The sequence below is a fragment of the Hymenobacter lapidiphilus genome (assembly GCF_013377885.1).
GTDB classification, from domain to species: domain Bacteria; phylum Bacteroidota; class Bacteroidia; order Cytophagales; family Hymenobacteraceae; genus Hymenobacter; species Hymenobacter lapidiphilus.
Genome location: NZ_JABKAU010000003.1, coordinates 21,046 through 42,120, shown reverse-complemented (window position 1 = coordinate 42,120; position 21,075 = coordinate 21,046). Strand labels below are relative to the sequence as shown.

Annotated in this window: 20 protein-coding genes; 11 read left to right on the top strand and 9 right to left on the bottom strand. The window is 60.8% G+C overall.

The genetic code is table 11. From position 1 onward, the window contains the following. The first annotated feature begins 133 nt into the window (after positions 1 to 133). The 3 genes from HW554_RS02315 to gldC all read left to right on the top strand — a co-directional run bounded on the left by HW554_RS02315 (position 134) and on the right by gldC (position 2,197). The gene (locus HW554_RS02315) at positions 134 to 421 is read left to right on the top strand and encodes a hypothetical protein (RefSeq protein ID WP_176906738.1); all 288 of its coding nucleotides are present in this window, start codon (positions 134 to 136) and stop codon (positions 419 to 421) included. 147 nt (positions 422 to 568) lie between these two features. Beyond that, positions 569 to 1,693 carry a DNA polymerase III subunit beta gene (gene dnaN / locus HW554_RS02310; protein ID WP_176906737.1) on the top strand — a complete coding sequence of 375 codons (1,125 nt, stop codon included), beginning with the start codon at positions 569 to 571 and terminating at the stop codon, positions 1,691 to 1,693. Between the two features lie 165 nt (positions 1,694 to 1,858). Then, entirely contained in the window at positions 1,859 to 2,197 is a 339-nt protein-coding gene (gene gldC / locus HW554_RS02305) for a gliding motility protein GldC (RefSeq protein WP_176906736.1), read from the top strand. A gap of 105 nt (positions 2,198 to 2,302) precedes the next feature. On the opposite strand, the gene HW554_RS02300 is transcribed toward gldC, so the two are convergent. The 9 genes from HW554_RS02300 to HW554_RS02260 all read right to left on the bottom strand — a co-directional run bounded on the left by HW554_RS02300 (position 2,303) and on the right by HW554_RS02260 (position 10,874). Further along, on the bottom strand, positions 2,303 to 2,809 hold the full coding sequence (locus tag HW554_RS02300) for a hypothetical protein (RefSeq protein ID WP_176906735.1): 507 nt from the start codon (positions 2,807 to 2,809) through the stop codon (positions 2,303 to 2,305). 218 nt (positions 2,810 to 3,027) lie between these two features. Continuing rightward, on the bottom strand, positions 3,028 to 3,564 hold the full coding sequence (dcd, locus tag HW554_RS02295; RefSeq protein ID WP_176906734.1) for a dCTP deaminase: 537 nt from the start codon (positions 3,562 to 3,564) through the stop codon (positions 3,028 to 3,030). A 121-nt stretch (positions 3,565 to 3,685) separates the two neighbouring features. Continuing rightward, positions 3,686 to 4,576, bottom strand: a complete 891-nt coding sequence (locus HW554_RS02290) for a hypothetical protein (RefSeq protein ID WP_176906733.1) — start codon at positions 4,574 to 4,576, stop codon at positions 3,686 to 3,688. Positions 4,577 to 4,759: 183 nt separating this feature from the next. Continuing rightward, on the bottom strand, positions 4,760 to 6,103 hold the full coding sequence (gene hemL / locus HW554_RS02285) for a glutamate-1-semialdehyde 2,1-aminomutase (protein ID WP_176906732.1): 1,344 nt from the start codon (positions 6,101 to 6,103) through the stop codon (positions 4,760 to 4,762). A gap of 102 nt (positions 6,104 to 6,205) precedes the next feature. Then, positions 6,206 to 7,480 (bottom strand): ABC transporter substrate-binding protein, encoded by a 1,275-nt coding sequence (locus tag HW554_RS02280; RefSeq protein ID WP_394354308.1) that lies wholly within the window; start codon positions 7,478 to 7,480, stop codon positions 6,206 to 6,208. Between the two features lie 685 nt (positions 7,481 to 8,165). Further along, the gene (locus HW554_RS02275) at positions 8,166 to 8,480 is read right to left on the bottom strand and encodes a hypothetical protein (protein ID WP_176906730.1); all 315 of its coding nucleotides are present in this window, start codon (positions 8,478 to 8,480) and stop codon (positions 8,166 to 8,168) included. Between the two features lie 48 nt (positions 8,481 to 8,528). After that, positions 8,529 to 9,095 (bottom strand): hypothetical protein, encoded by a 567-nt coding sequence (locus HW554_RS02270; RefSeq protein ID WP_176906729.1) that lies wholly within the window; start codon positions 9,093 to 9,095, stop codon positions 8,529 to 8,531. A 158-nt stretch (positions 9,096 to 9,253) separates the two neighbouring features. Continuing rightward, entirely contained in the window at positions 9,254 to 9,760 is a 507-nt protein-coding gene (locus HW554_RS02265; protein ID WP_176906728.1) for a hypothetical protein, read from the bottom strand. 79 nt (positions 9,761 to 9,839) lie between these two features. Beyond that, positions 9,840 to 10,874 carry a prohibitin family protein gene (locus tag HW554_RS02260; RefSeq protein WP_246285067.1) on the bottom strand — a complete coding sequence of 345 codons (1,035 nt, stop codon included), beginning with the start codon at positions 10,872 to 10,874 and terminating at the stop codon, positions 9,840 to 9,842. A 279-nt stretch (positions 10,875 to 11,153) separates the two neighbouring features. Here HW554_RS02260 and HW554_RS02255 point away from each other — a divergent pair, with 279 nt between their 5' ends. The 8 genes from HW554_RS02255 to HW554_RS20515 all read left to right on the top strand — a co-directional run bounded on the left by HW554_RS02255 (position 11,154) and on the right by HW554_RS20515 (position 21,069). Beyond that, a complete protein-coding gene (locus HW554_RS02255) occupies positions 11,154 to 12,641 on the top strand; it encodes an NADP-dependent isocitrate dehydrogenase (protein WP_176906727.1) in 1,488 nt (495 codons plus the stop codon). Between the two features lie 338 nt (positions 12,642 to 12,979). Then, complete coding sequence (locus HW554_RS02250; RefSeq protein WP_176906726.1) at positions 12,980 to 13,654, top strand: TetR/AcrR family transcriptional regulator; 675 nt, start codon at positions 12,980 to 12,982, stop codon at positions 13,652 to 13,654. A gap of 91 nt (positions 13,655 to 13,745) precedes the next feature. After that, complete coding sequence (locus tag HW554_RS02245; protein WP_176906725.1) at positions 13,746 to 15,434, top strand: peptidase domain-containing ABC transporter; 1,689 nt, start codon at positions 13,746 to 13,748, stop codon at positions 15,432 to 15,434. 239 nt (positions 15,435 to 15,673) lie between these two features. Further along, positions 15,674 to 17,077 carry an HlyD family secretion protein gene (locus HW554_RS02240; RefSeq protein WP_176906724.1) on the top strand — a complete coding sequence of 468 codons (1,404 nt, stop codon included), beginning with the start codon at positions 15,674 to 15,676 and terminating at the stop codon, positions 17,075 to 17,077. A 101-nt stretch (positions 17,078 to 17,178) separates the two neighbouring features. Beyond that, positions 17,179 to 18,663 carry a TolC family protein gene (locus HW554_RS02235; protein ID WP_176906723.1) on the top strand — a complete coding sequence of 495 codons (1,485 nt, stop codon included), beginning with the start codon at positions 17,179 to 17,181 and terminating at the stop codon, positions 18,661 to 18,663. A gap of 176 nt (positions 18,664 to 18,839) precedes the next feature. Beyond that, positions 18,840 to 19,517, top strand: a complete 678-nt coding sequence (locus HW554_RS02230) for a DUF1361 domain-containing protein (RefSeq protein ID WP_176906722.1) — start codon at positions 18,840 to 18,842, stop codon at positions 19,515 to 19,517. Positions 19,518 to 19,638: 121 nt separating this feature from the next. Next, the gene (gene dgt / locus HW554_RS20520) at positions 19,639 to 20,271 is read left to right on the top strand and encodes a dGTP triphosphohydrolase (protein ID WP_246285065.1); all 633 of its coding nucleotides are present in this window, start codon (positions 19,639 to 19,641) and stop codon (positions 20,269 to 20,271) included. A gap of 15 nt (positions 20,272 to 20,286) precedes the next feature. Continuing rightward, positions 20,287 to 21,069, top strand: coding sequence for a hypothetical protein (locus tag HW554_RS20515; RefSeq protein ID WP_317170814.1), 783 nt, complete (start codon positions 20,287 to 20,289; stop codon positions 21,067 to 21,069). The last annotated feature ends 6 nt before the right edge of the window (positions 21,070 to 21,075 follow it).

The window sequence follows — 21,075 nt, the reverse complement described above, 5'->3', positions numbered from 1 at the left end:
GGGCGGGGCTTGTCCCCGCCCGCCGTTGAACGATTATTGTTGAATTGGTGCGGACGTAGGGGCGGGGACAAGCCCCGCCCCTACGTCGTTCTCCGCAGCTTGCGTTAGGCAGTAACGTGTAGGAAAAAGGGAGATGTTCGACGATATTCTTGGTGATGCGTTGGTTGATGGCCTGTTTCGCTCTCTTATGAATGCGCTAAAAGCCACCATTGGCTTCGTGTACCTATATCTGCGTTACTGGCGGCCGCACCGGGTGCGGGAGCAATTGGCACAACGCTACGGCGGCCGCTATGCTACGGCTGGCTCGGCGGTGCTGACGGGGCTGATGCAGGGGCTGGGTGTAGTGCTACTGCTGATATTGGCAGCGGTGGGGCTGTTCTTTCTTGGGTCTGCCATCTGGGCCGCCATTGGACAGCAATAGGGGCAGAGGCCGTACAGAAGTCGTTTTTCCGGGCTGATACCGAGGCTGCCATATTCCCTGCCCGCATTGTCCGGCCCCGTTAGAAAACCCCGGCCGCGTTACCTATCTTTGCCCATTGCAAAAACCGCCTCCAACCCAACTCCTCCTATGAAGTTCATCGTCTCGTCTTCCGCCCTGCTCAAGCAGCTCCAGAGCATCAACGGCGTGGTTACGAACAACCCCGTGGTGCCCATTCTGGAGAATTTTCTCTTTGAAATCGAGGATGGCAAGCTGACGATTACGGCCTCCGACCTGGAGACGAGCATGATAACCGAGCTGCCCGTAGAAGCCCGTGAAAGCGGCCGCATTGCCGCCCCCGCCCGCATCCTGCTCGATACGCTCAAAAACCTGCCCGACCAGCCCGTTACCTTCACGCTGGACGAGGAAACCTATAGCATCGAAATTGCCAGCAGCAACGGCCGCTACAAGCTGGCCGGCGAAAACGCCACCGACTTCCCTCGCGTGCCGGTGGTAAAAGGCACGGCCCCGGTCGAAATGCCTTCCTCGTCGCTGAGCCGCGCCATCAACAAAACCATCTTCGCCGTCAGCACCGATGAGCTGCGCCCGGCCATGACCGGCATTCTGGTGCAGCTGGCCGACAACCAGGTAACCTTCGTGGCCACCGACGGCCACCGCCTGCTGCGCTACCGCCGCTCCGATGTGGGCGCGGGCCAGACCTCGAACATCATTGTTCCCCGCAAGGCTTTCAACCTGCTGAAAGGCGCGCTGCCCTCCGAGGCTACGCCGGTGCGCATGGAGTTCAACGGCTCCAATGCTTACTTCAGCTTCAACCAGATGCGCCTCGTGTGCCGCCTGATTGATGAGCGCTACCCCGATTACGAAAACGTGATTCCGGTAAGCAACCCCAACAAGCTCATTATCAGCCGCCAGGAGCTGCTGAACTCGGTAAAGCGCATCAGCATCTACTCGAACAAAACCACCCACCAGGTGCGTCTGCGCCTCGCGGGTTCCGAGCTGACGGTTTCGGCCGAAGACCTGGATTTCAGCAACGAAGCCAACGAAAAGCTGGCCTGCCAGTACGACGGCGAAGACATGGAAATCGGCTTCAACGCCAAGTTCCTGCAGGAAATGCTCTCCAACATCGACTCGGAGGAAATTACGCTGGAGTTGAGCACGCCCAACCGCGCCGGCCTGCTCATGCCCACCACCCCCGACGACCACGAAAGCATCCTGATGCTGGTGATGCCGGTGATGCTCAACAACTACGTCTAATTACAGATGGTGCAGATGGTGCAGATTACGCAGATGCAGACGACAGCTGCACCGCTGTTTCACCTTCCAGTCAGAGTACAGTTTCGAATTAGAATGATGAGCAAAGCGTAGAGGCGTATGAAATCGTCTGCATCTGCGTAATCTGCACCATCAGCAACATCTGTGATGAAGAAGTCCGAAATCCGTTTTAGCATTGCCCTCGACGACCAGAAAGTGCCCGAGGCTATCAGTTGGTCGGCCACTGATGCGGGGCCCGATATCCACTTTGCCAAGGCCATCAATATCTCCCTCTGGGACCGGGACGAGGCCGGCACGATGAAAATTGACCTCTGGACCAAGGATATGCCTGTCGATGAGATGAAGCACTTCTACGTGGACACCATCGGAGCCATGGCCGAGAGCGTACTCACGGCCACCAACGATTCGTTTATGGCCACCAAAATGCGCGAGCTGTGCCGCCAATTGATGGGCCACATCGAGGAGGAGCAGCAAAAGCAAAAGTAGCCGCTGACTGCCCGCGCTACCCGAACATAGGGTTTGCGCACAGGACATAAAAAGCCCCGCCGGCACAATACCGGCGGGGCTTTTTATGTCCTGTGCGCAATTAGGCTACTTGGCTTTGGTAGCCGTGGCCGGACCGATGGTAGCGCCCTTGCTGCTGGCCGGAGCCGGATCCTTCACCGACTTCACGAAAGCGTCGTTGGTGGTCTGCATGTTGTAGTTCATGCTAAACGCATTGTACTCGCGGCGCGAACCATAGTAGTTGCTGTACTGGTCGGTACTAAGCACCGTCTGCAGCTCCTTGTCCCGCTCGCGGCACACAACGTCGCACTGGTCTTTGATGAGCTTATCGTTGCCTGCATTCTGCTGGATGATAGCAATGATGCGGGCCTGCTTGTCTTCGTTGATAGCCTGGACGCGGGATTTCTGGTAACCGTTGAGGCGTAAATCACGCGTCATCTGATACGACAGATCCTGGGCGCGCTGCTGGCCGGGGTTTAGGCGGGAAGAGGGCTTGGTTGCGTCCTGCTTGGTAACCAGCGGAGCCCGCTGCTGGGCATAAACGCCGAACGAAGTCAGGAAAAGAGCGGAGGCGAGGGCAAGTATCTTTTTCATCGGGGAAGAATAGCGTGAAGAGATTGAACAAGGCCGGAACCTTGTTTGCCAGCCGGCTTGTAGGCCGGGGCTTGCCCCATGCTAACGAAAAATTATGCCAGGTAGTTTACTTTAGAGTGCCGCCGCCACTTCAGATTCCTCAAAAAATACGCAGCCCGCCGAACGGCCGAGGCCGCCCCGCGGGCTGCGTAAGTAGCCCAGAGTTCAGCGAATCGGCCCTAAAAGGCGTTCTTCCACATCATCGACTCGACAGGCTTTACTGTGCGCTGGTTGTACTTGGCGTTGGGCTTGCTGTTGTAGAGGTTTTCCACTTCCCCTTCTACCGTGAAGTAGATGAGCTGGCCCACCGGCATGCCGTGGTAGATACGCACGGGCATCGATACGCTGATTTCCAGCGTCCAGGTATTGCAGAAACCAATGTCGCCTTTACCGGCAGTGGCATGAATGTCGATGCCGAGGCGGCCAACGCTGCTTTTACCCTCCAAAAACGGCACGTGGGCGTGGGTTTCGGTGTACTCCTCGGTTACGCCCAGGTACAGGGTGCCGGGCTCCAGCACAAAGCCTTCATCCGGGATTTCGAACACATCGATTTTGTTGTGCTTGCGGGCGTCGAGCACCGCGTCGCGGTAGGTAGCCAGGTAGCGGCCCAGGTGCACGTCGTAAGAATTAGTGCCCAGGCAGCTCCGATCGTAAGGCGCTATTACAATGGTACCCCGCTCAATTTCGGCGAGAATCTGCTGGTCGGAAAGAATCATCTTGTCAAGTATAGGTAAAGGGCTGAAAATGGAAAACGACAGCCGGTTCGGGTGATGTGCCGCACTTTATGCGAGGAGCCTGATGAGCCTGATAGGAGGGTTGCTGCTTGCGATTTTTTGCTCAGCTCTCCTCTTCCTCTTCGTAGCGGTCTTCGGGGAGGGCCCTCGACGCAGTACGGCGCGGCCGCCGGGGTTCAGGCTCGGGTTCGTCGTCGGAATCGGCGTAGGCAGGAGGCAGCAGGGCATCGAGGCGTTGCTGCAGGGCCGGCACTACGCTCAACACCAGGTAAAGCAGCAGCAGAAACGAGCCGATGAGCAGCATCAGGCTCAGGTAGTCCATCCAGTCGTGGCGGGCGGGCACGTCGAGGGGGCGGGGGCCGGCGTAGGCGGGCGCCGAGGCTAGGTCGGCTTCGGGTTGGGGGTTCGGGTCTTCGGCTACGGCGGCGGGTCCGCGCAGCGTGGCGGGAGCCGCACCATCGGCGGCCGGGGGCACGGCTGCGCCATCGGCGGCCAGTTCGTCGGGGGCAGGATCCTGGGAGGCATTGAACTGGGCCGCGCTCTGCTTGATAACCCGCTGCAGGGTACGTACCAGCGCCACCCGCTCATCGCGGGGCAGCACCCGAATGAAGAACTCGAAGTTGCGGTCGACCAGCAGGCTGTTGAGCTGCTTTTCGAACTCCAGTAAATCGGTGCGGCCTTTCCCAAACCGGCTCTTAAACCGCTCCGACACGCCGTTGTAGTTGCGGAATAACTTCTGGAGGTCGTCGCGGCCAAAGTAGTTGTCGAACTCGGCCCGGGCCTTGGTGGCGCGCAGGCTTACCGGATATTTAGCGCGGGCAAACGACTTATCGTACACCGTCTCCATCGTCCGGAAGTTCAGCTCATCGACGGTGCTGTCGAACAAACGCTTGTTGGCTGCGGCCGGACCAGTAGTGGATTGGGCCACCAGCAGCAACGGCAGCACAAGGCCCAGCAACAATAAAAGCAGTGGCAGCGGGCGAATTCGGAACATGTAAGCGCGGTTGATTCGCGCAAAGGTCGGGTTTTTAGTGATTAGTTGTTAGCTAAAAGAACGGCGTAGGGTGCGGGGCTTATCCCCGCCCGTCGTTGAACGATTAGTGTTCAACGGCGGGCGGGGACAAGCCCCGCACCCTACGCCGTTCTGCGTAACCGGAGTGAGTTAAACCTGGGCTAGCTAATCCTTAAGCCCGTGCGCTTCTATCATCGACTCGCGGCAGGCAGTGAGGTACATGTCTACCAGTTCGTCGGTCATGGAGATGCTCACGAATAGGGCTTCGTAGAGCGCAGGAGCCAGGTAGATGCCGCGGTTGAGCATAGCCCGGAAGTAGCGGCCGAACGCCTCGGTATCGGAGGTTTTGGCATCTTCGAGGTTGGAAACGGGCTGGTCGGTGAAGAAGACGCTGAACATCGAGCCGACGCGGTTGACGGTGTAGTTCAGGCCCAGATCGGCGCATATCTGGCGGGTGCCGTCGGCGAGGCGGGCCGTGATGCGGTCTAGCTCGGTGTACAGCTCGGGGTGCTCGTGCAGGTAGGTAAGCTGGGCAATACCGGCGGCGGTGGCAATGGGATTGCCCGAAAGCGTACCCGCCTGATACACTTTGCCAGCAGGGGCCACCTGATTCATAATGTCCTGGCGGCCGCCGTAAGCACCTACCGGCATACCGCCGCCAATAATTTTGCCCAGCGTGGTCATGTCGGGCGTAACGTCGAACAGCTCCTGGGCGCCGCCGCGGGCGAGGCGGAAGCCGGTCATCACCTCATCAAAAATGAGCACAATGCCGTGGCGGGTACACAGGTCGCGCAGGCCCTGCAGGTAGCCCTCGGCCGGGGCCACAAGGCCCATGTTGCCTACTACCGGCTCCAGAATAAGAGCCGCAACCTGACCTTCATTAGCCAATATCAGCCGTTCAGTGGCTTCCAGGTTGTTGTAGGGGGCCGTGAGGGTATCCAGGGCCACACCCTGCGTTACGCCGGGCGAATCGGGCGCGCCCAGCGTGAGGGCGCCCGAGCCGGCGGCAATCAGAAACGAGTCGCCGTGGCCGTGGTAGCAGCCTTCGAACTTGATGATTTTGTCGCGCCCCGTGTAGCCCCGCGCTACCCGAATGGCCGACATAGTGGCTTCAGTACCCGAGTTCACCAGCCGCACCTTCTCGATGCTGGGTACCATTTTCTTGATCAGCTCGGCCATTTCCACCTCGCGGCGGGTGGGTGCGCCAAACGAAAGCGAGTCGCCGGCCGCGGCGCGCACGGCGTCTACCACGAGGTCGGGAGCATGGCCCAGAATCATCGGGCCCCAAGAGTTAATAAAATCGAGGTATCTGTTGCCGTCTACATCCGTCAGCCAGGCACCTTTGGCCGACTGCATGAAGACCGGGTGCCCGCCCACGGCCCGGAAGGCCCGGACCGGCGAGTTGACGCCCCCCGGAATGTGGTGCTGGGCGCGGGTGAAAAGGGTATCGGAAGTGGCGAGGTTGAGCGAGGGAGCAGTAGTCGTATTGAGTACGGAATCCTGAGACATGAGAAACAGAGTAAGAAAACGAACAAAGGCCGGGCGGTTCCGGCTGAAACCAAAGAGGCGGATACCTGATTACTCAATACCCGTTACTCACTACCAGATAACCTACCGGAAGCCCACCGGGTTTAGCACTTCCACTTCGAGCCGTTCGAGCTTGGTAATGGGCACGTACTGGTTGTCGTGGGCGCCGTTGGGGTAGCCGATGCCTTGGAACACGGCCCCGGACACTGGTCCGCCGTTGGCCAGCGGCTGCTGGAAGGACGGGCCATGCTGGTGCAGCTGGCTGCCGAAGTAGTAAAGCAGCTCGAAGCCAGTGTAGGCAAATACCGAGGGTGGTAGGTTAAGCTGCTGGATGTAAAGCTGGCGCACCCGTCGCACCCCGGCATTGTTGCGGTCGAGGTACTTGGGGTGGATAAAGTAAATGTCGCGCGAGTCGAGCTGATCGAGGCTGAGGCGGTTGTTGTTGAGCCAGGACGCATACGTGATGAGCGGCGGCCTGGCGCTCTGCACCCGCATAGCCGAGAGCGTGAATACACCGGATTTAGGGTTGTCCGAAGCTACCACAAGGTGGCCAACGGTTTTCAGATCGATGCCGCCAAAGCCGGCGGCCAGCGAGGTTTCATCGTCGGATTTGATGCGGCGCAGCTGCAGCACTTTGCCGCCCAGTGCCTCGTAGGCCTGCTTGTAGGCCAGGCCGAAAGCTGTTTCGTCGTTGGTGTCCTCGTAGAGCACCACGGCCGTGCGTGGCCCCCCCAGGCGGGTGTAGGCAAATTGGGCCGCCTGCCGCGCCTGGGTGGCCGTGCCGGGCTCAAACAGGTAATGCCAGGCGTTATCGGTTACCAAGCTGCCATCCTGCGAAAGCGGGTTGACGACGGCAATCTGGTGCTGCTGGGCGTACTGGGCCAGTATTTTAGAGCCCGACTTATAGATGGGGCCGATGATGAGGTCCATGCCGGCCAGTTCGGGCAGCGTTAGCACCTGCTTAAGCTGTACGGTGTCGGCGCCAGTGTCGTAGGCGAAGAGCTGCACCGGCCGCCCGGCCCGTTGCAGCGAATCCTGGGCCAGGCGCAGGCCGGCGTACAGGTCGGTTATAAACTGGTTGCGACGGCGCTTCTCCCAGCTGGTGTCGCCGAACTCGAAGGGCAGGAGCACCCCAATGTTGTAGCTGCTTTTTTTGGTGCCGCCCGGCCGGGGCGTGTAGGTGTTGCGGTCGAGGCTAAAGCGGCTGATGAGCTGGTCGAGCTGGGCTTGGTCGGCGGGCGTGTACCAGCCGCCGCTCACCAGCTTATCGGCGTAGGCCCGGCCCAGCGCCGCATCCTGCGGAAAGTTCTTCACAAGGTTCTGGAATACAGCCTTCTCGCTGATGCGGGGCAGGTACATGGCTTCCATAGTAGCCCGCTCACTCGTCAGGGTGTTGGTTGGTAGCTCACTGAGCACCGCAAGGGCATTGGGGTAGTCCTGCTGCTCGAACGATATCTGGCCCTGCAGAAACAGCGCCTCGGGCAAGCCACTCCAGCTGGGGTAGCGGTTGCGCAGCAGGTTGAGCATCTGCTCGGCCTCGGCCCATTTTTTGGTCCGGCTGGCCGCCACCGCATACAGATAGGCTGCTTCGGGAGCACGCCCGAATTTGGCGGTTGCGAGCGTCAGGGGTTCCAGCTCCTGCATAGCCATCGCGTAGCGGCCCTGCTCCACTAAAATCTTCCCGTTTTTGTAGCGCAGATCCTGGTCGGCCGAGCCCAGGCCGGCCGGTGGCGGCGGCATGGTGGCCGGCTTAGCCGCAGGGGGCTTGCTAACTGCCGGCTTGGCAACTGCCGGCTTAGCCGCTGCCGGGCCGGCCGGTTTGGCCGCCGGCCGCGCCGACTGGGCGTGTAAGGACGGAGCAGCTGCCAGACCGGCGCAGAGCAGCGCCATAGACAGGAAGGCAGGTAACCTCATAGACCGAAAAGCCAGGGAAAAGCAGAATAACCACGCAAGCCGCTACCAGCGCGGCCCGCGTGGCAAAGGTACGTAGTTGCGACCGGCTTGAAATCGGGTCAACGCTGGCTCCGCGGAAGCGCGTGGCGGTTTACGTCTGGTGTAGCTGCCGTACGCGCTCGGCCTCGGCTGCATTCACCTGCGTAACGGGCGTGGCATAAATGCGGAAATCGTTGTCAGGGAATTGCTTCTCCAGCAGCTCTTCGATGCGGCGGTAGAGCAGGGCCTTGGTGATGAAGATGACCCGGTGCAGTGGCTGGGCAGCCACCGTGCCCTGGGCCGTGAGGTAGTGGTTGGCTATGGCCTCATCCACAAATACGTCGGTGGCCATCTGCTGCGTCAGCATCAGCTGGGTAATCCGGCGGGCATGGTCGGGGTTGAGCGTGAGCAGGTTGAAGATAATCATGGCAGAGTGGGCGGGTGAAACTAAAGAACGAGGCCGGGGTGGTGCGGCCTAGCGCCGCCGTCGCTTTTGCTCCGGAAAAGGAGCTATACTGTGCAGAATTTCCTGAATCAGCGGCTCGTGGGTAAGGAAGGCATCGGGCGTGGCCATCAGGTAGATGAGTACCACGTGGCCCCGGTGGTGGGCCGCCAGCGCGTCGTAGCGCAGCACGCGGCCGTCCATCTGGCCCGTGCCGGTGGTTTCCAGGAAGCTCAGGCCATTATAGGACGTTGCGTATTGCTTGTTGACGGGCACCCCGAACTGCTCGGTGAGCTGGTACAGGGCCTGTCCGGGCGTGAGAGTGCCGGCCCCGCCGCGCAGCTTACCGATGTAGAGCATCATGCTCTGATCGGGGCTGATGTAGGCCGTTATCAGAGCCGAATCAAGGTTTTGACGGGTGGTTTCCCACGTGGATGGTACGCGGTATTCCAACTCGTATTTGGGCAGAACCACCCGCTCGAACGATACGTCCGCCGAGGCGGCCATTACCGGCGGCGCGGATGATTGGGCGGCCAGCGGCCGGACCACAAGGCCCACCAGCACTAGCAACAGAAGCAACGGACGCGAAAACGAATTCATTGGGAAAGGGGAAAGCAGTGGAAAAATACCCCAAGGGGGCCGGCAGTACCGGGTACCGCACTTTAACGGACAAATCAAGCGCGAAAACCGGCCAGCACCCGGTCGTATAGTCAAGCTGAAAAAGCAGCTGACTGGCCGGCCGGGAGCTTGCCTGGTAGTTAGCGGGGCAAGGGCGCAAGGCTGTTGAGTACCTGGTCGAGCAGCGGAGCCTGTGCCCCGAAGTCTTTGGGCGTAGCGTAGAGGTACACCAGCAGCAGGTGGCCCTGGTTGTCGGCCACGCGGGCCACGTAGCGTTGCTGGCGGCCCTGCAGGCGGGCTGTGCCGGTGCTTTCCAGAAAGGTGATGCCGCCGGTCGAGGTGGCCGGGTGCTCTTCGTGCTCAGTGGCTCCGAGGTGGTTGAGCAGCCGTTGCAGGGCTTCGGCCGGGGGCAGCGTGGCGTGGGGCCCGCGCAATTCCCCTACCCAGAACTGCACCTGCTTGTCGGGGCTGCTATAGTGCATCACGTAGAGCGAGTCGGTGCGCAGGCGCTCCACCCGCCAGTCGGCCGGCACCCGGAACTTGAGTTGGAGCTTGCGGCTCTGGATAGTTTCCAGCTCCTGGGCCTGGACCGGCAGCAGAGCGCCCAGGCCCGTCATAAACAGTAAGAAGATCAGGAAGTAGCGCATGATTGAGGGAAAAGAGGGTAGGAGGGAAGGCCCGGCCCGCTTGGGAGCAGCGGGCCGGGCCAAAACAGCCGCGTTATCATCAGGGAGCAAGCGTGTTGAGCAGGGGTGTTGTGCCGTTGGAGATAATGGTTTTGGCATTCGGCGACTTCGATAGCTCCCGGAAGGCCTCAATTGATTTGTAGTTGAGCACGGCTGGGGTTAGGTCGCGATTGATGAGCTGGTTGGTCAGGCGCATGGCTTCTGCTTCGATGCGCATAGCTTTCGCTTTACCACTGGCCTCAAGCACGTTAGCTTCCTGCTGGCCCTCGGCCCGCACCACGGCAATGCGCTTCTGGCCCTCCGCTTCAATCACGCGCCGCTCTGCGTCGCGGGTTTCGCGCAGCTTCTGGAACTCCATGCGCTGGGCATCCTGCTCGGCTTCAAGCTTGTCTTCGATGGACTTGGCCAAGCCGCCGGGCAGCACGATGTTCTTCATCAGCACATGCTCAATCTCGAAGCCACGGGTACGCAACACCTCATTCATGCGCTCCTGAATGGCGGTTTCAATCACCGACCGCCCGGCGCTGTGCATGTCCTTGGCGAAGTAGCGGGCGCATACGTCGGCCGCTGCCGAACGAAACAGGGGTAAAATCAGCACATTCTCGTAGTCCTTACCCGTTTCACGCAGGATGGTGGGGGCCTTCTCCGGCTTCACACGGTAGAGAATCGAGATGCCGGACCCCACCGATAAGTCTTCTTTAGACGGCAAGCTGGAACGGATTTCCAGGTTCGGGGTCGTAATCGGTACCTTACTAATGGTGGCGATAAATGGATTGAACCCCTTTGGCCCCGACAGTACCACTTGCTCATCGAGAAGGCCGAGCTTGCGCTTGACGCCCACTTCGCCCTGGCGCACGGTAGTGCAGCTGCCCAACGTCAGGCTCAGTGCCAGCAGTAGCGCCATGAGGGGTTGGCGTAGCAGCAACGGGCGGTGCAGCGCATAAGAGTAGAATGTGTCGAGCATAACCCGCAGTTGCGTGTGGCTCAGGCGTTTGATAGTGGCCACCGGCGTAGGCGGCAGCTGGGCCGGCTGACCAACCAACAGGTAGCGACCGGAACGGGGGAGGGGTGCCATTTTAAGACTATTTTAATATTGTTGCTGCCAATATTGATAGTTTTACTATTATACAATAAATCCGGGATATGGTTGCTTGCTTGTAGCCGACAAAAAGTATAGAAGGATAAAAATCCGCCGATTTTGATATTTATAGTGTTGTCTATAAGTCGATTAGTAAATAGTTATATACTTCCAATTATAATAGTAAAGCTATTAATGAAAAAAGTGTTGTTAGATTTGCGGAGCGACTCGGTGAGAACCTGGCCGGCATTCACTTTCCCAACTCAGTTACCCAACATGGCAAGCAAAACCCCTATCACGGTAGCCGTCGGCGACGGTATCGGTCCTGAAATCATGACTCAGACGCTACGGATTTTGGAAGCGGCGGGCGCGGCCATCGAGCCGGAGTTTATTGAGGTAGGCGAACAGATGTATTTGGCGGGCCACGCCTCGGGTATCGGGCCGGAAGCCTGGGACTCGTTGCGGCGCACCGGCGTGTTGCTGAAAGCGCCCATCACCACGCCGCTGGGCGGAGGCTACAAGAGCCTGAACGTAACGCTGCGTAAAACTCTGGGCCTGTACGCCAACGTGCGGCCTACCCGCTCGCTCTACCCGGCCGTGTTCACCCGCCACCCCGACCTCGATATCGTGATTGTGCGCGAAAACGAGGAGGACCTTTACGCCGGCATTGAGCACCAGCAGACGCCCGAGGTAGTGCAGTGCCTGAAGTTGGTAAGCCGGCCGGGGTGCGAGAAAATCGTGCGCTACGCCTTCGAATACGCCCGCAGGCATGGCCGCAAGCACGTTACGTGCATGACCAAGGACAACATCATGAAGCTCACCGACGGGTTGTTTCATCGGGTGTTTATGGAGATAGGGCAGCAGTACCCCGACCTGGGGCAGGACCACCAGATTATCGACATCGGGACGGCCCGGCTGGCCGATACGCCCGAACGCTACGACGTAATTGTAACACTGAACCTGTACGGCGACATTATTTCGGATGTAGTGGCCCAGCTGGCGGGTTCGGTGGGTTTGGCGGGCTCTTCCAATATCGGCGACCACGGGGCGCTGTTCGAGGCCATCCACGGTTCGGCCCCCGACATTGCCGGCCAGGGCGTTGCCAACCCCTCGGGTCTGTTGCAGGCCGCCGTGCTGATGCTCGTGCATCTGGGCCAGCACGAGGTGGCCGCCCGCGTGCACAACGCTTGGCTCTGCGCTCTGGAAGACGGCCAGCACACGGCCGACATCTACCGCGCCGAAACGAGCACTACCAAAGTGAGCACTGAGGGCTTTGCCGATGCCGTGATAGAACGCCTGGGTCGTGAGCCGCAGCAGCTGGCTTCCTTCAGGGCGGGCGAGGTGGCCCCGGCCGCAACAGCTGCCAAGCCCGCAACGCCGTACAGGCGGCCGGTGGTGGAGCAGCAGCTCGTGGGCTCCGATGTGTTTGTGTGCTGGAACGGCCTCAATCCTAACGAGCTGGGCGAGCAGCTGGCCCGGCTGGCGGGGCCGGACCTGAAACTCAAAATCATTACCAACCGCGGCGTGAAGGTGTACCCCGATGGCCATGCCGAAACGTTCTGCACCGACCATTGGCGGTGCCGCTTTGTGGCCACCACCGCCACCGAGGCCACCGCTACCCAGGTGGGCTACACGCCCGTGCAGTTTGGGCAGGTACTCGATTTGCAGCGCCGCCTGACCGAGGCCGGCATCATGGTCATCAAAACTGAAAATCTTTACCTCATGGACGGCCAGCGCGCTTTCTCGCTGGGGCAAGGAGAGTAGCGCATTGCCCGCCTGCTGTTGGGTTGGGTCGCCCCTGGCAGCATTGGCTTTGCCCCCGCGCCTTATCCCTGGCCGCCCTGCTTCGGCAGGAGACGGGCCAGGGATGAGGCGCGATGCATAGGAATAAACCACGGTAGGGAGGGCTTTTTAATTGGAATTTAAGCTCCATTTAATTCCATATTAAGTCGGTGCCTGGACAGAGAAGGTACCTTTGCAGCAGGTTTCGAGAAGGAGAAGAATCACTGGCAATGGACTGAGAGGCATTGTTTGGGTTTCAACCCGCTAGTAATGCTATCAGCAAGGAGAGTGCTACCTTGCTGACTCCATCGATATTGACTATGAATCCGATCCTGCGCATTGAGTTGAACGAACGCCTGTACCTGCGCGACCCGCAGGACACCGAGCTGGGCCGCCGGCTGATTGCCGAGAGCGTGCAGCTGATTGATGAAATCGGGCTGGAGCAGTTCACGTTCAAGAAGCTGGCCCAGCGCATGGGGTCTACCGAGGCCTCGCTCTACCGCTACTTCGAAAACAAGCACCGGCTGCTGGTGTACCTGGTGTCGTGGTACTGGGCCTGGATGCGCTACCAGATCCGTTTCCATACCCATAACGTGCCCGATGCCGCCCAGCGCCTGCGCCTGATTCTGGGCGTATTCACGCGTGCCCACCACGACGACCCCACTACGACGCCGCTTGATGAGGCCGCCCTTTACCGTGTTGTGGTCCATGAAGCCTCCAAGGCCTACCTCACCCACGAAGTGGACCAGGACAATGAGGCCGGTCTGTTTCGCGAATACAAGCGGCTGGTTGCCGAAGTGGCCGCTGTTGTAACGGAACTGGCACCCACCTATCCGTTTCCGCGGGCGCTGGTGAGCACTCTGGTGGAGGCTGCCCGTAAGCAGCACTTTTTTGCCCGGCACCTGCCCGGGCTTACCGATGCGCAAAACACTGGTAGCGAAGAGACGGTTCTGTACCGATTCCTTGAAAACCTGGCCTTCGGGGCGCTGCGCTGAACCGGCCCTGCTCAGTGCAGCCTCGGCGTCTCACTCTCCTCTCATTAATTATTCCAGCCTATAGTTCATGGCCAGTTCTTCGGAATCCTCAATGCCCCCCATACAGCGTTTGTGGCAGTTGCTGAACAGCGAACGGCGCGACATCGGCTACCTCTACGTTTATGCCGCGCTGGCGGGCCTCATCAGCCTGACACTGCCACTAGGTGTACAATCGGTTATCGGGTTTGTAACGAGCGGCGACGTGAGTACCTCGCTAATTGTGCTTATTGGCTTTATTGTGTTTGGCACCATTGCGGTGGGAGGCCTGCAGGTAATGCAGCTGAAACTGGTCGAATATATGCAGGAGCGGCTGTTTGCCCGCATCAGCTACGATTTTGCTGTGCGCCTGCCCCGGGTGCGTACCGAAGCCCTGGACGGGCAGTACCTGCCCGAGCTCATGAACCGCCTGCTCGACGCTCCCACCTTGCAAAAAGGCCTTTCTACGCTACTGATTGAGTTTTCGGCCGCCGCGCTGCAAATCCTGTTCGGCCTGATTCTGCTTTCCTTCTACCACCCGGTTTTCATTGTGTTTGGCTTGCTGCTGCTGGGGTTGCTGGCCCTGCTGATCCGCATTACCGGCCCTGGCGGCCTCCAAAGCAGCCTCATCGAATCTAAATACAAGTACCGCGTGGTGTCGTGGCTCGAAGACGTGGCCCGCACCGTCAACACGTTCCGCAACGCACCCCGCCAGCAGCTGGCCATTGGCCGCACCGATCAGATCGTAGATGGTTACCTGACCGCCCGCCAGACTCACTTCAAGATCTTGGTGACCCAGTTTTGGGGCTTCGTGGTTTTCCGGGGGTTGATTACGGCGGCTCTGCTCATCATCGGCTGCTGGCTGCTGATTACCAAGCAGCTCAATATTGGCCAGTTTGTGGCGGCTGAAATCGTGATTATCCTCATCATTACAGCCATGGAAAAGGTGCTGCTCAAGATTGATGTGGTATACGACGCGCTGACCTCACTCGATAAAATCGGGCATGTGCTCGATTTGCCCCTCAACAAACTCAGTAGCGGCACCTACGAGCTACCCCGGGTTCAGCCGCTGGTGGGCCTGCACGTCGAGCTGTTCGAGGTCAGCTACCGCTACCCCCAGGCCGAGCAAGACACGCTGGCCGATATTCTGCTTAAGCTTGCGCCGGGCGAAAAAGTAGGCCTAGTGGGCTCCGACGGCTCTGGTAAAAGCACACTGCTCGATGTAATGGCCGGTCTGCTCGAAGGCTACGCCGGCGTGGTGGCCTACGACAACCGCCCCCTGCGCGATTTGGCCCCCATATGTCTGAGCCGCGACTTGGCTGATAATATGTCGCACCAGGGCTTATTCGAAGGGACGCTGCTACAAAATATCACCATCGATCAGCCTTTCATCGAACCCGATGATGTGGCCTGGGCGCTGGAGCTGGTGGGCCTGCGCGATGAGCTGTATGCCCGCGCCCAAGGCCTGAATACGCCCATCAGCGTTGGTACGCCCCTCTCCGACAGTGCCCGCCAGAAGCTGTTGCTGGTGCGGGCCCTTGTTAGCCGGCCTCGCCTGCTGCTACTCGATAACCCGCTGTCGGGCGTAGAGCGGGGCGAGCGGCTACGCATTATGAGCCGCTTGCTGGCCCCCGACCAGCCCTGGACCGTGCTCATTGCCACCCACAGTCCCGATGCACTTCGGCTCTGCGACCGGCTGGTATTACTACGCGACGGCCGCATTGAGGCCGAAGGCAGCTACGATACAGTTATGGGCGTGCTGTAATACCCGTCGGTTCCGGCGCCCGGGCGGGGTTACGGCAACGGTTTGCGCTTTCCGGCTGAATGGAAAGACCGTCGTTACGGTTTGTCAGCCAGCTGCCAACCGGCGCTTGTAAGCTCTAAGGCCGGTGGCGTCTTTAGTCAAGTGTTCCCTCCGTCCACTTGTTATCTCTCAATCTGATAAGTACCCCGCAGGAAAGAAAGCGGGCCGCCTTGGCCCCGCTACCTGCTAAACTGCTTCACATGTCCTCTGCCAAACAGCCTCAGGAAATACCCGACCCGCTATTGGGGGGCTTCCACTCGTACCAGCGGGTGCAGACCCCACGTACCGGCCGGGTGCTGGCCCGTTGGCTGGCCGTGCTGGGTATTGTCGTAGTTCTGGCCGGCTTCCTGCCCTGGACCCAGAACATCCGCTCTTATGGCCAGCTGACTACATTGCGCCCCCAGGACCGGCCCCAGACCGTGCCCACTACCATTGGCGGGCGCATTGCCGGCTGGCGGGTGCGCGAGGGTCAGCTGGTGAAGAAAGGAGATACGCTGGTCGAAATCACGGAAATAAAGGAAAAATACTTCGATCCACAACTGGTGGAGCGCACCCGCGAGCAGCTGGAGGCCAAGGTGGCGGCCCTGGAGCAGAACGAGGGTAAGACGGTAGCACTCGGCGACCAGCAGGACGCCCTGCGGGCGGGCTTGGCCGTGAGCCTCGATAAGGCCCGCAACAAAGTGAAGCAGACGCGTTTAAAGGTTAATTCCGATGAGGCCGATTTGCGGGCTTCTGAGAATGATTTTGCCATTGCCCGCGAGCAGTTGGGCCGCCAGGAAGAGCTTTACCGCCAGGGTCTCAAAAGCCTCACCGAGCTGGAGCAGCGCCGCCTTAAGCTGCAGGAAAGCACGGCTAAGCTGCAGGGCGTAGAAAACAAGCTCGGGGCTTCCCGTCAGGAGCTCATCAATGCCCAGTTAGAGCTTACCTCACTCCAGGCCGATTACCAGGACAAGCTGGCCAAGTCGGAGTCGGAGCGGCGCTCGGCCGTGGCGTATCAGTTCGACTCGGAGGGCCAGATTGCCAAATTGCGCAATGAGCTGGCCAATCTGCGTATCCGGGCAGGCTTTTACGCCATTCGGGCACCGCAGGACGGCTACGTGGTGCGGGCGCTCAAGCAAGGTATCGGCGAAATCGTAAAAGAAGGCGAAGATGTAGTGACGGTAATGCCTATTGCGCCGGAGTTGGCCGCCGAACTATATGTAAAGCCCATGGATGTGCCGCTGCTAAGCGTAGGCCGCGAGGTGCGACTGCAGTTTGATGGCTGGCCGGCACTGGTGTTCAGCGGCTGGCCTGGCTCCAGCTTCGGTACCTTCGGCGGCCGGGTGGCAGTCATCGACAACATTGATTCGCAAGGCCTGTACCGGGTGCTGGTTACGCCCGACCGTACACAAGAAGCTTGGCCCCAGCAGCTGCGCATCGGCTCGGGCGTGTATGGCTGGGCTTTACTTGATGACGTATCCATCTGGTTTGAGCTGTGGCGGCAGCTTAACGGTTTTCCGCCCAATTTCGAGGGTGTCCCCACCAATGAAGGGAAAGGTGGAAAGGACAAAATAGCCGCAAAAGAGGATAAGGCTGCGTTTTCCGACGAAGAGGAGACAAAATAAGCACCGCCTGGCGGGCTCCTGCCGGCTTCTGTCTGGTAAGCCGGCGGGCCCATCTGCACAAACCACCATTCATGCTGCTTAGACTATTGCCCTCTTTGCTGATGCTCCCGACGCTGCTGCTGGGGTTGCTGCTGCTCGGACCACCAATCAACGTGGTGGCTCAGGTGCGGCAGCCTACCCCGGTGGCTACGCGCATACCAGCCGTTCCGGCCGATACCGGCCGCGTGTTTGGGCTGGCCGACCTGTTGGCCTACGTAACGCTGCGCCACCCGGTGGCCCAGCAGGCCGGGCTGCTGCCCGAGCGTGCCCGCCAGGAGGTACGCTACGCCCGCGGCCTCTTCGACCCCACCGCCACCAGCAAATACTACGGCAAAACCTTTAAAGACCAGGAGTATTTCCACGACTGGGACACCCAACTGCGGGTGCCGGTGTGGTATGGCTTCGACGTGAAGGCCGGCTACGAGCGGGGCACCGGCCAGTACATCAACCCCGAAAACTTCACTTCCCCAGGTGGCCTGAGCTATTTGGGCCTGTCGGTGCCGCTGGCCCAGGGCCTGCTGATAGATGAGCGCCGCGCCGCTGTGCGCCAGGCCCAGGCGCTGCAGGGCTTAGCCGAGGCCGAGCGCCGCGGGGCCCTGAATAAGCTGCTGCTGCAGGCCGCCAAAGACTACTGGGACTGGACGTTGCGCTACCGGCAGCTGGAGCTGAACCGCCAGAACCTGGTGCTGGGCGACGTGCGCTTCCGGGCCGTGCGCCAGCGCGTGATTTTTGGCGATTTGGCGGCCATCGACTCGGTGGAGGCGCTGGGCGAGCTGCAGAAGCGCCAGGCCGAGCTGAGCCAGGCCCAGATGGAGTTCCAGAATGCCTCGCTGCTGCTGAGTAACTATCTCTGGAACGAGCAGCAGCAGCCCCTGAACCTGCCCCTTACCGCCCGCCCCCAGCTGCTGCCCGGCTCCGCCGACTGGCGCACGCTGCCCCCCGATTCGGTGGCCGCCCTCACGGCCCTGGCCCAAGAAATTCATCCGGAGCTGCAGAAAAGCCGGGCCAAGCTGCTGCAGCTTTCCGTGGAAAACCGGCTGCTGCGCAACAAGCTGCTGCCTAAGCTCAACCTCGATTATAACCTATTGCAGGCCGGCCAGCCGTTTGCCCCCGAAAAGGCCGCCAGCCTGAATGGCAGCTACCTGCAGAACAATTACAAGCTGGGCGTGAGCTTCGCTTACCCCTTGCTGCTGCGCCAGGAGCGGGCCAAGCTCCAGCTCAACCGCCTCAAGCAGCAGGACACCGAGCTGGCCCTGCAGCAGGACACCCGCGAAATAGAAACCGGCGTGCTGACGGCGGCCAACAGCTGGGCTGCCCTACGCGAGCAGCTGGCCCTGCAGCAGCAGGTGGTAGCCAACGCCCAGCGTCTGCGCGACGGGGAGCAAACCCGCTTCGAAAACGGCGAAAGCTCGGTGTTTCTGCTCAACTCGCGCGATGCCAAGCTACTGGAAGCCAACCAGAAGCTGGCCGAGCTGCAGGCCAAGTACGCCCAAACTCAGGCCACTCTACGATGGGCTGCTGGCGGTATTGTAGAAGAACAGCCGTAGTGCGAAGCTCCAACTTCGCGCATCGTTGAACAAGTGTAGCGCGAAACTTCCACCTTGCGTACCGGTGAACGACGTCGGGTAGCAGTCAGCAACGATACGCGAAGCGGGAGCTTCACACTACGGTCGTTCTGCCCCGCGCTCCTGCGCTCGAAATTTCCGTATTTGCGGGCATGTCGATGTCGGTTAGCACATTCTCCCAAACCCAGCTGCGGCAGCGCCTGAGCCTGCTGCTGGTATTGGGCCTTTCGCTGGCTTTGAGTGTGGCCCTGATTACCGGCCGGGTGCTGCTCACGCGCCAGCTTACGTTCATGTTTCTGCTCTGGAACCTGTTTCTGGCCCTGGTGCCGTTCGGGCTGAGTACGATGCTGGGCCTGAGTGCCGGGCGGCTGCGGGCCCGGGTGCTGCTGCCGGTGGGGGCGGTCTGGCTGCTGTTCTTCCCCAACGCGCCCTACATCCTCACCGACCTGTTCCACCTGCACCCGCGCCCCGGCGTGCCCTACTGGTACGACCTGGCCCTGCTGCTGAGCTGCGCCTGGAACGGCCTGATGCTGGCCTACGCCTCCCTCACCGATATGCAGCAGCTCGTAACGCGGCGGCTGGGCCAGTGGGCTGGCTGGGGGTTTGCCGCGCTGGCGCTGCTGCTGAGCAGCTTCGGCATCTACTTGGGTCGCTACCTGCGCTTCAATAGCTGGGACGTGCTCACTAACCCCGTCAGCCTGTTCTACGACATCCTCACCCGCCTGCTACACCCGCGCGCCTACCTCGGTACTTGGGGCGTTACGCTGCTCTACGGCCTGTTTCTGCTGCTCGGTTACGCCACCGTGCGGTTACTGGGCCGGATAAGAACGGAGTAGGGGCAGGGCTTGCCCCCGCCCGACATTAAACGGTTGCCATTGAATAAAGCCGGTACAACCGTACAACGCACACCGTTTAACGGTGGGCGGGGGCAAGCCCTGCCCCTACATCGTTCAATCAATGCCTACCATGCTCCACCTCACGCCTCCCGACGAAAATGCCCCCACTATGCGCTGGGGCCGGCTACTGAGCCGACGCCGCTACCCCGAGCAGCCGCAGCTGCATGTGGTGAGCGAGGCGGCTCCCGTGCGCGGGGCCTTCGTGGCCGACTACGACCGGGTGGTGTTCAGCTCGGCGTTCCGGCGGCTGCAGCGCAAAACCCAGGTCATGCCGCTGCCCGAAACCGATTTCGTGCACACCCGTCTCACGCATTCGCTCGAAACGGCCTGCGTGGGCCGCTCGCTCGGCCGCCTCGGGGGCCGGCTGTTGCTCGAAGAAACCGACGGGCTGGCCGACGAGCTGCCCCACCTCGATTCCGACTTCGGCGACATTGTGGCCGCCGCCTGCCTGGCCCACGACATCGGCAACCCGCCCTTCGGCCACTCGGGCGAGGATGCTATTTCGGCCTACTTCCGCAGCAGCGCCGCCGAGCCGTTTGTGCGGATGCTCAGCGAGGCCCAGCGTACCGATCTGCAGCATTTTGAGGGTAATGCGGCCGGGTTTCGGGTGCTCACCCATACCTACGCCGCCCACAGCAACGGCTCGGCCGGACTTGGCCTCACGTATGCCACGCTGGGCGCGTTTAGCAAGTAACCGCGCCCCTCGGTAGTGCCCGAGCAGGCCCTCACGCAGAGCACCAGCGAGAAGAAATATGGCTACTTCCAGACCGAAGCCGTCCGCTTTGAGGAGGTGGCCCGCGAGCTGGGTCTGCTGCCCAAACCGGCCGGTTCGGAGGCCGCCGGCTTCTACCACCGCCACCCGCTGGCTTTCCTGGTCGAAGCTGCCGACGACATCTGCTACCGCATCATCGACTTTGAAGATGGCCTCAAGCTGGGCCTGATTCCGTGCGAAAAAGGGCTGGCGCTGCTGCGCGACATGCTGGGCGACGCCCCCACCCGCCGCGGCTCGGTGGAGTGGCGCGACTGGCGCGAGGAGCTGGGCTACCTGCGCGCCCGCCTCATCAACCAGCTCGTGCAGCAAACCGCCCGCCGCTTCGCCGACCGCGCCCCCGAGTTGCTACGCGGCCACCTCGACGAGCCGCTGGTGCGCCAGCTCGACTGCTGGGAGCAGCTGCAAGAAGTTCACCGCCTCACCGTGGAGCATCTTTACCAAAGCCGGCCGGTGCTCGAGATTGAAGCCGCTGGCTTCGAGGTGCTAGGCGGGCTGCTCGATGCCTTCCTGGCCGCCACCTTCGACCCCCACGACAGTGCCCGCTCGCGCAAGTTGCGCCAGCTGCTGCCCGAGCAGTTCCGCGCCACCGGCCCCCAGCAGGACGCGGGCGCCTACGAGCAAATTATTCTGCTCACCGACTACATCGGCGGCCTCACCGACCAGAACGCGCTGAGCCTGTTTCGCACCATCCGCGGCATCGACCTGCCCAAAGGTTTCTAGTCGCCA

Bases quoted from the DNA above. Each gene is read 5' to 3' on its own strand.
- HW554_RS02260 (WP_246285067.1), bottom strand. From the start codon at position 10,874: ATGGCACCCCTCCCCCGTTCCGGTCGCTACCTGTTGGTTGGTCAGCCG.
- HW554_RS02270 (WP_176906729.1), bottom strand. From the start codon at position 9,095: ATGAATTCGTTTTCGCGTCCGTTGCTTCTGTTGCTAGTGCTGGTGGGC.
- HW554_RS02290 (WP_176906733.1), bottom strand. From the start codon at position 4,576: ATGTTCCGAATTCGCCCGCTGCCACTGCTTTTATTGTTGCTGGGCCTT.
- HW554_RS02230 (WP_176906722.1), top strand. From the start codon at position 18,840: ATGTCGGTTAGCACATTCTCCCAAACCCAGCTGCGGCAGCGCCTGAGC.
- HW554_RS02255 (WP_176906727.1), top strand. From the start codon at position 11,154: ATGGCAAGCAAAACCCCTATCACGGTAGCCGTCGGCGACGGTATCGGT.
- HW554_RS02265 (WP_176906728.1), bottom strand. From the start codon at position 9,760: ATGCGCTACTTCCTGATCTTCTTACTGTTTATGACGGGCCTGGGCGCT.
- dgt (WP_246285065.1), top strand. From the start codon at position 19,639: ATGCCTACCATGCTCCACCTCACGCCTCCCGACGAAAATGCCCCCACT.
- dcd (WP_176906734.1), bottom strand. From the start codon at position 3,564: ATGATTCTTTCCGACCAGCAGATTCTCGCCGAAATTGAGCGGGGTACC.
- dnaN (WP_176906737.1), top strand. From the start codon at position 569: ATGAAGTTCATCGTCTCGTCTTCCGCCCTGCTCAAGCAGCTCCAGAGC.
- HW554_RS02235 (WP_176906723.1), top strand. From the start codon at position 17,179: ATGCTCCCGACGCTGCTGCTGGGGTTGCTGCTGCTCGGACCACCAATC.
- HW554_RS02275 (WP_176906730.1), bottom strand. From the start codon at position 8,480: ATGATTATCTTCAACCTGCTCACGCTCAACCCCGACCATGCCCGCCGG.
- HW554_RS02240 (WP_176906724.1), top strand. From the start codon at position 15,674: ATGTCCTCTGCCAAACAGCCTCAGGAAATACCCGACCCGCTATTGGGG.
- gldC (WP_176906736.1), top strand. From the start codon at position 1,859: ATGAAGAAGTCCGAAATCCGTTTTAGCATTGCCCTCGACGACCAGAAA.
- HW554_RS02280 (WP_394354308.1), bottom strand. From the start codon at position 7,480: ATGTACCTGCCCCGCATCAGCGAGAAGGCTGTATTCCAGAACCTTGTG.
- HW554_RS02245 (WP_176906725.1), top strand. From the start codon at position 13,746: ATGCCCCCCATACAGCGTTTGTGGCAGTTGCTGAACAGCGAACGGCGC.
- hemL (WP_176906732.1), bottom strand. From the start codon at position 6,103: ATGTCTCAGGATTCCGTACTCAATACGACTACTGCTCCCTCGCTCAAC.
- HW554_RS02250 (WP_176906726.1), top strand. From the start codon at position 12,980: ATGAATCCGATCCTGCGCATTGAGTTGAACGAACGCCTGTACCTGCGC.
- HW554_RS02315 (WP_176906738.1), top strand. From the start codon at position 134: ATGTTCGACGATATTCTTGGTGATGCGTTGGTTGATGGCCTGTTTCGC.
- HW554_RS02300 (WP_176906735.1), bottom strand. From the start codon at position 2,809: ATGAAAAAGATACTTGCCCTCGCCTCCGCTCTTTTCCTGACTTCGTTC.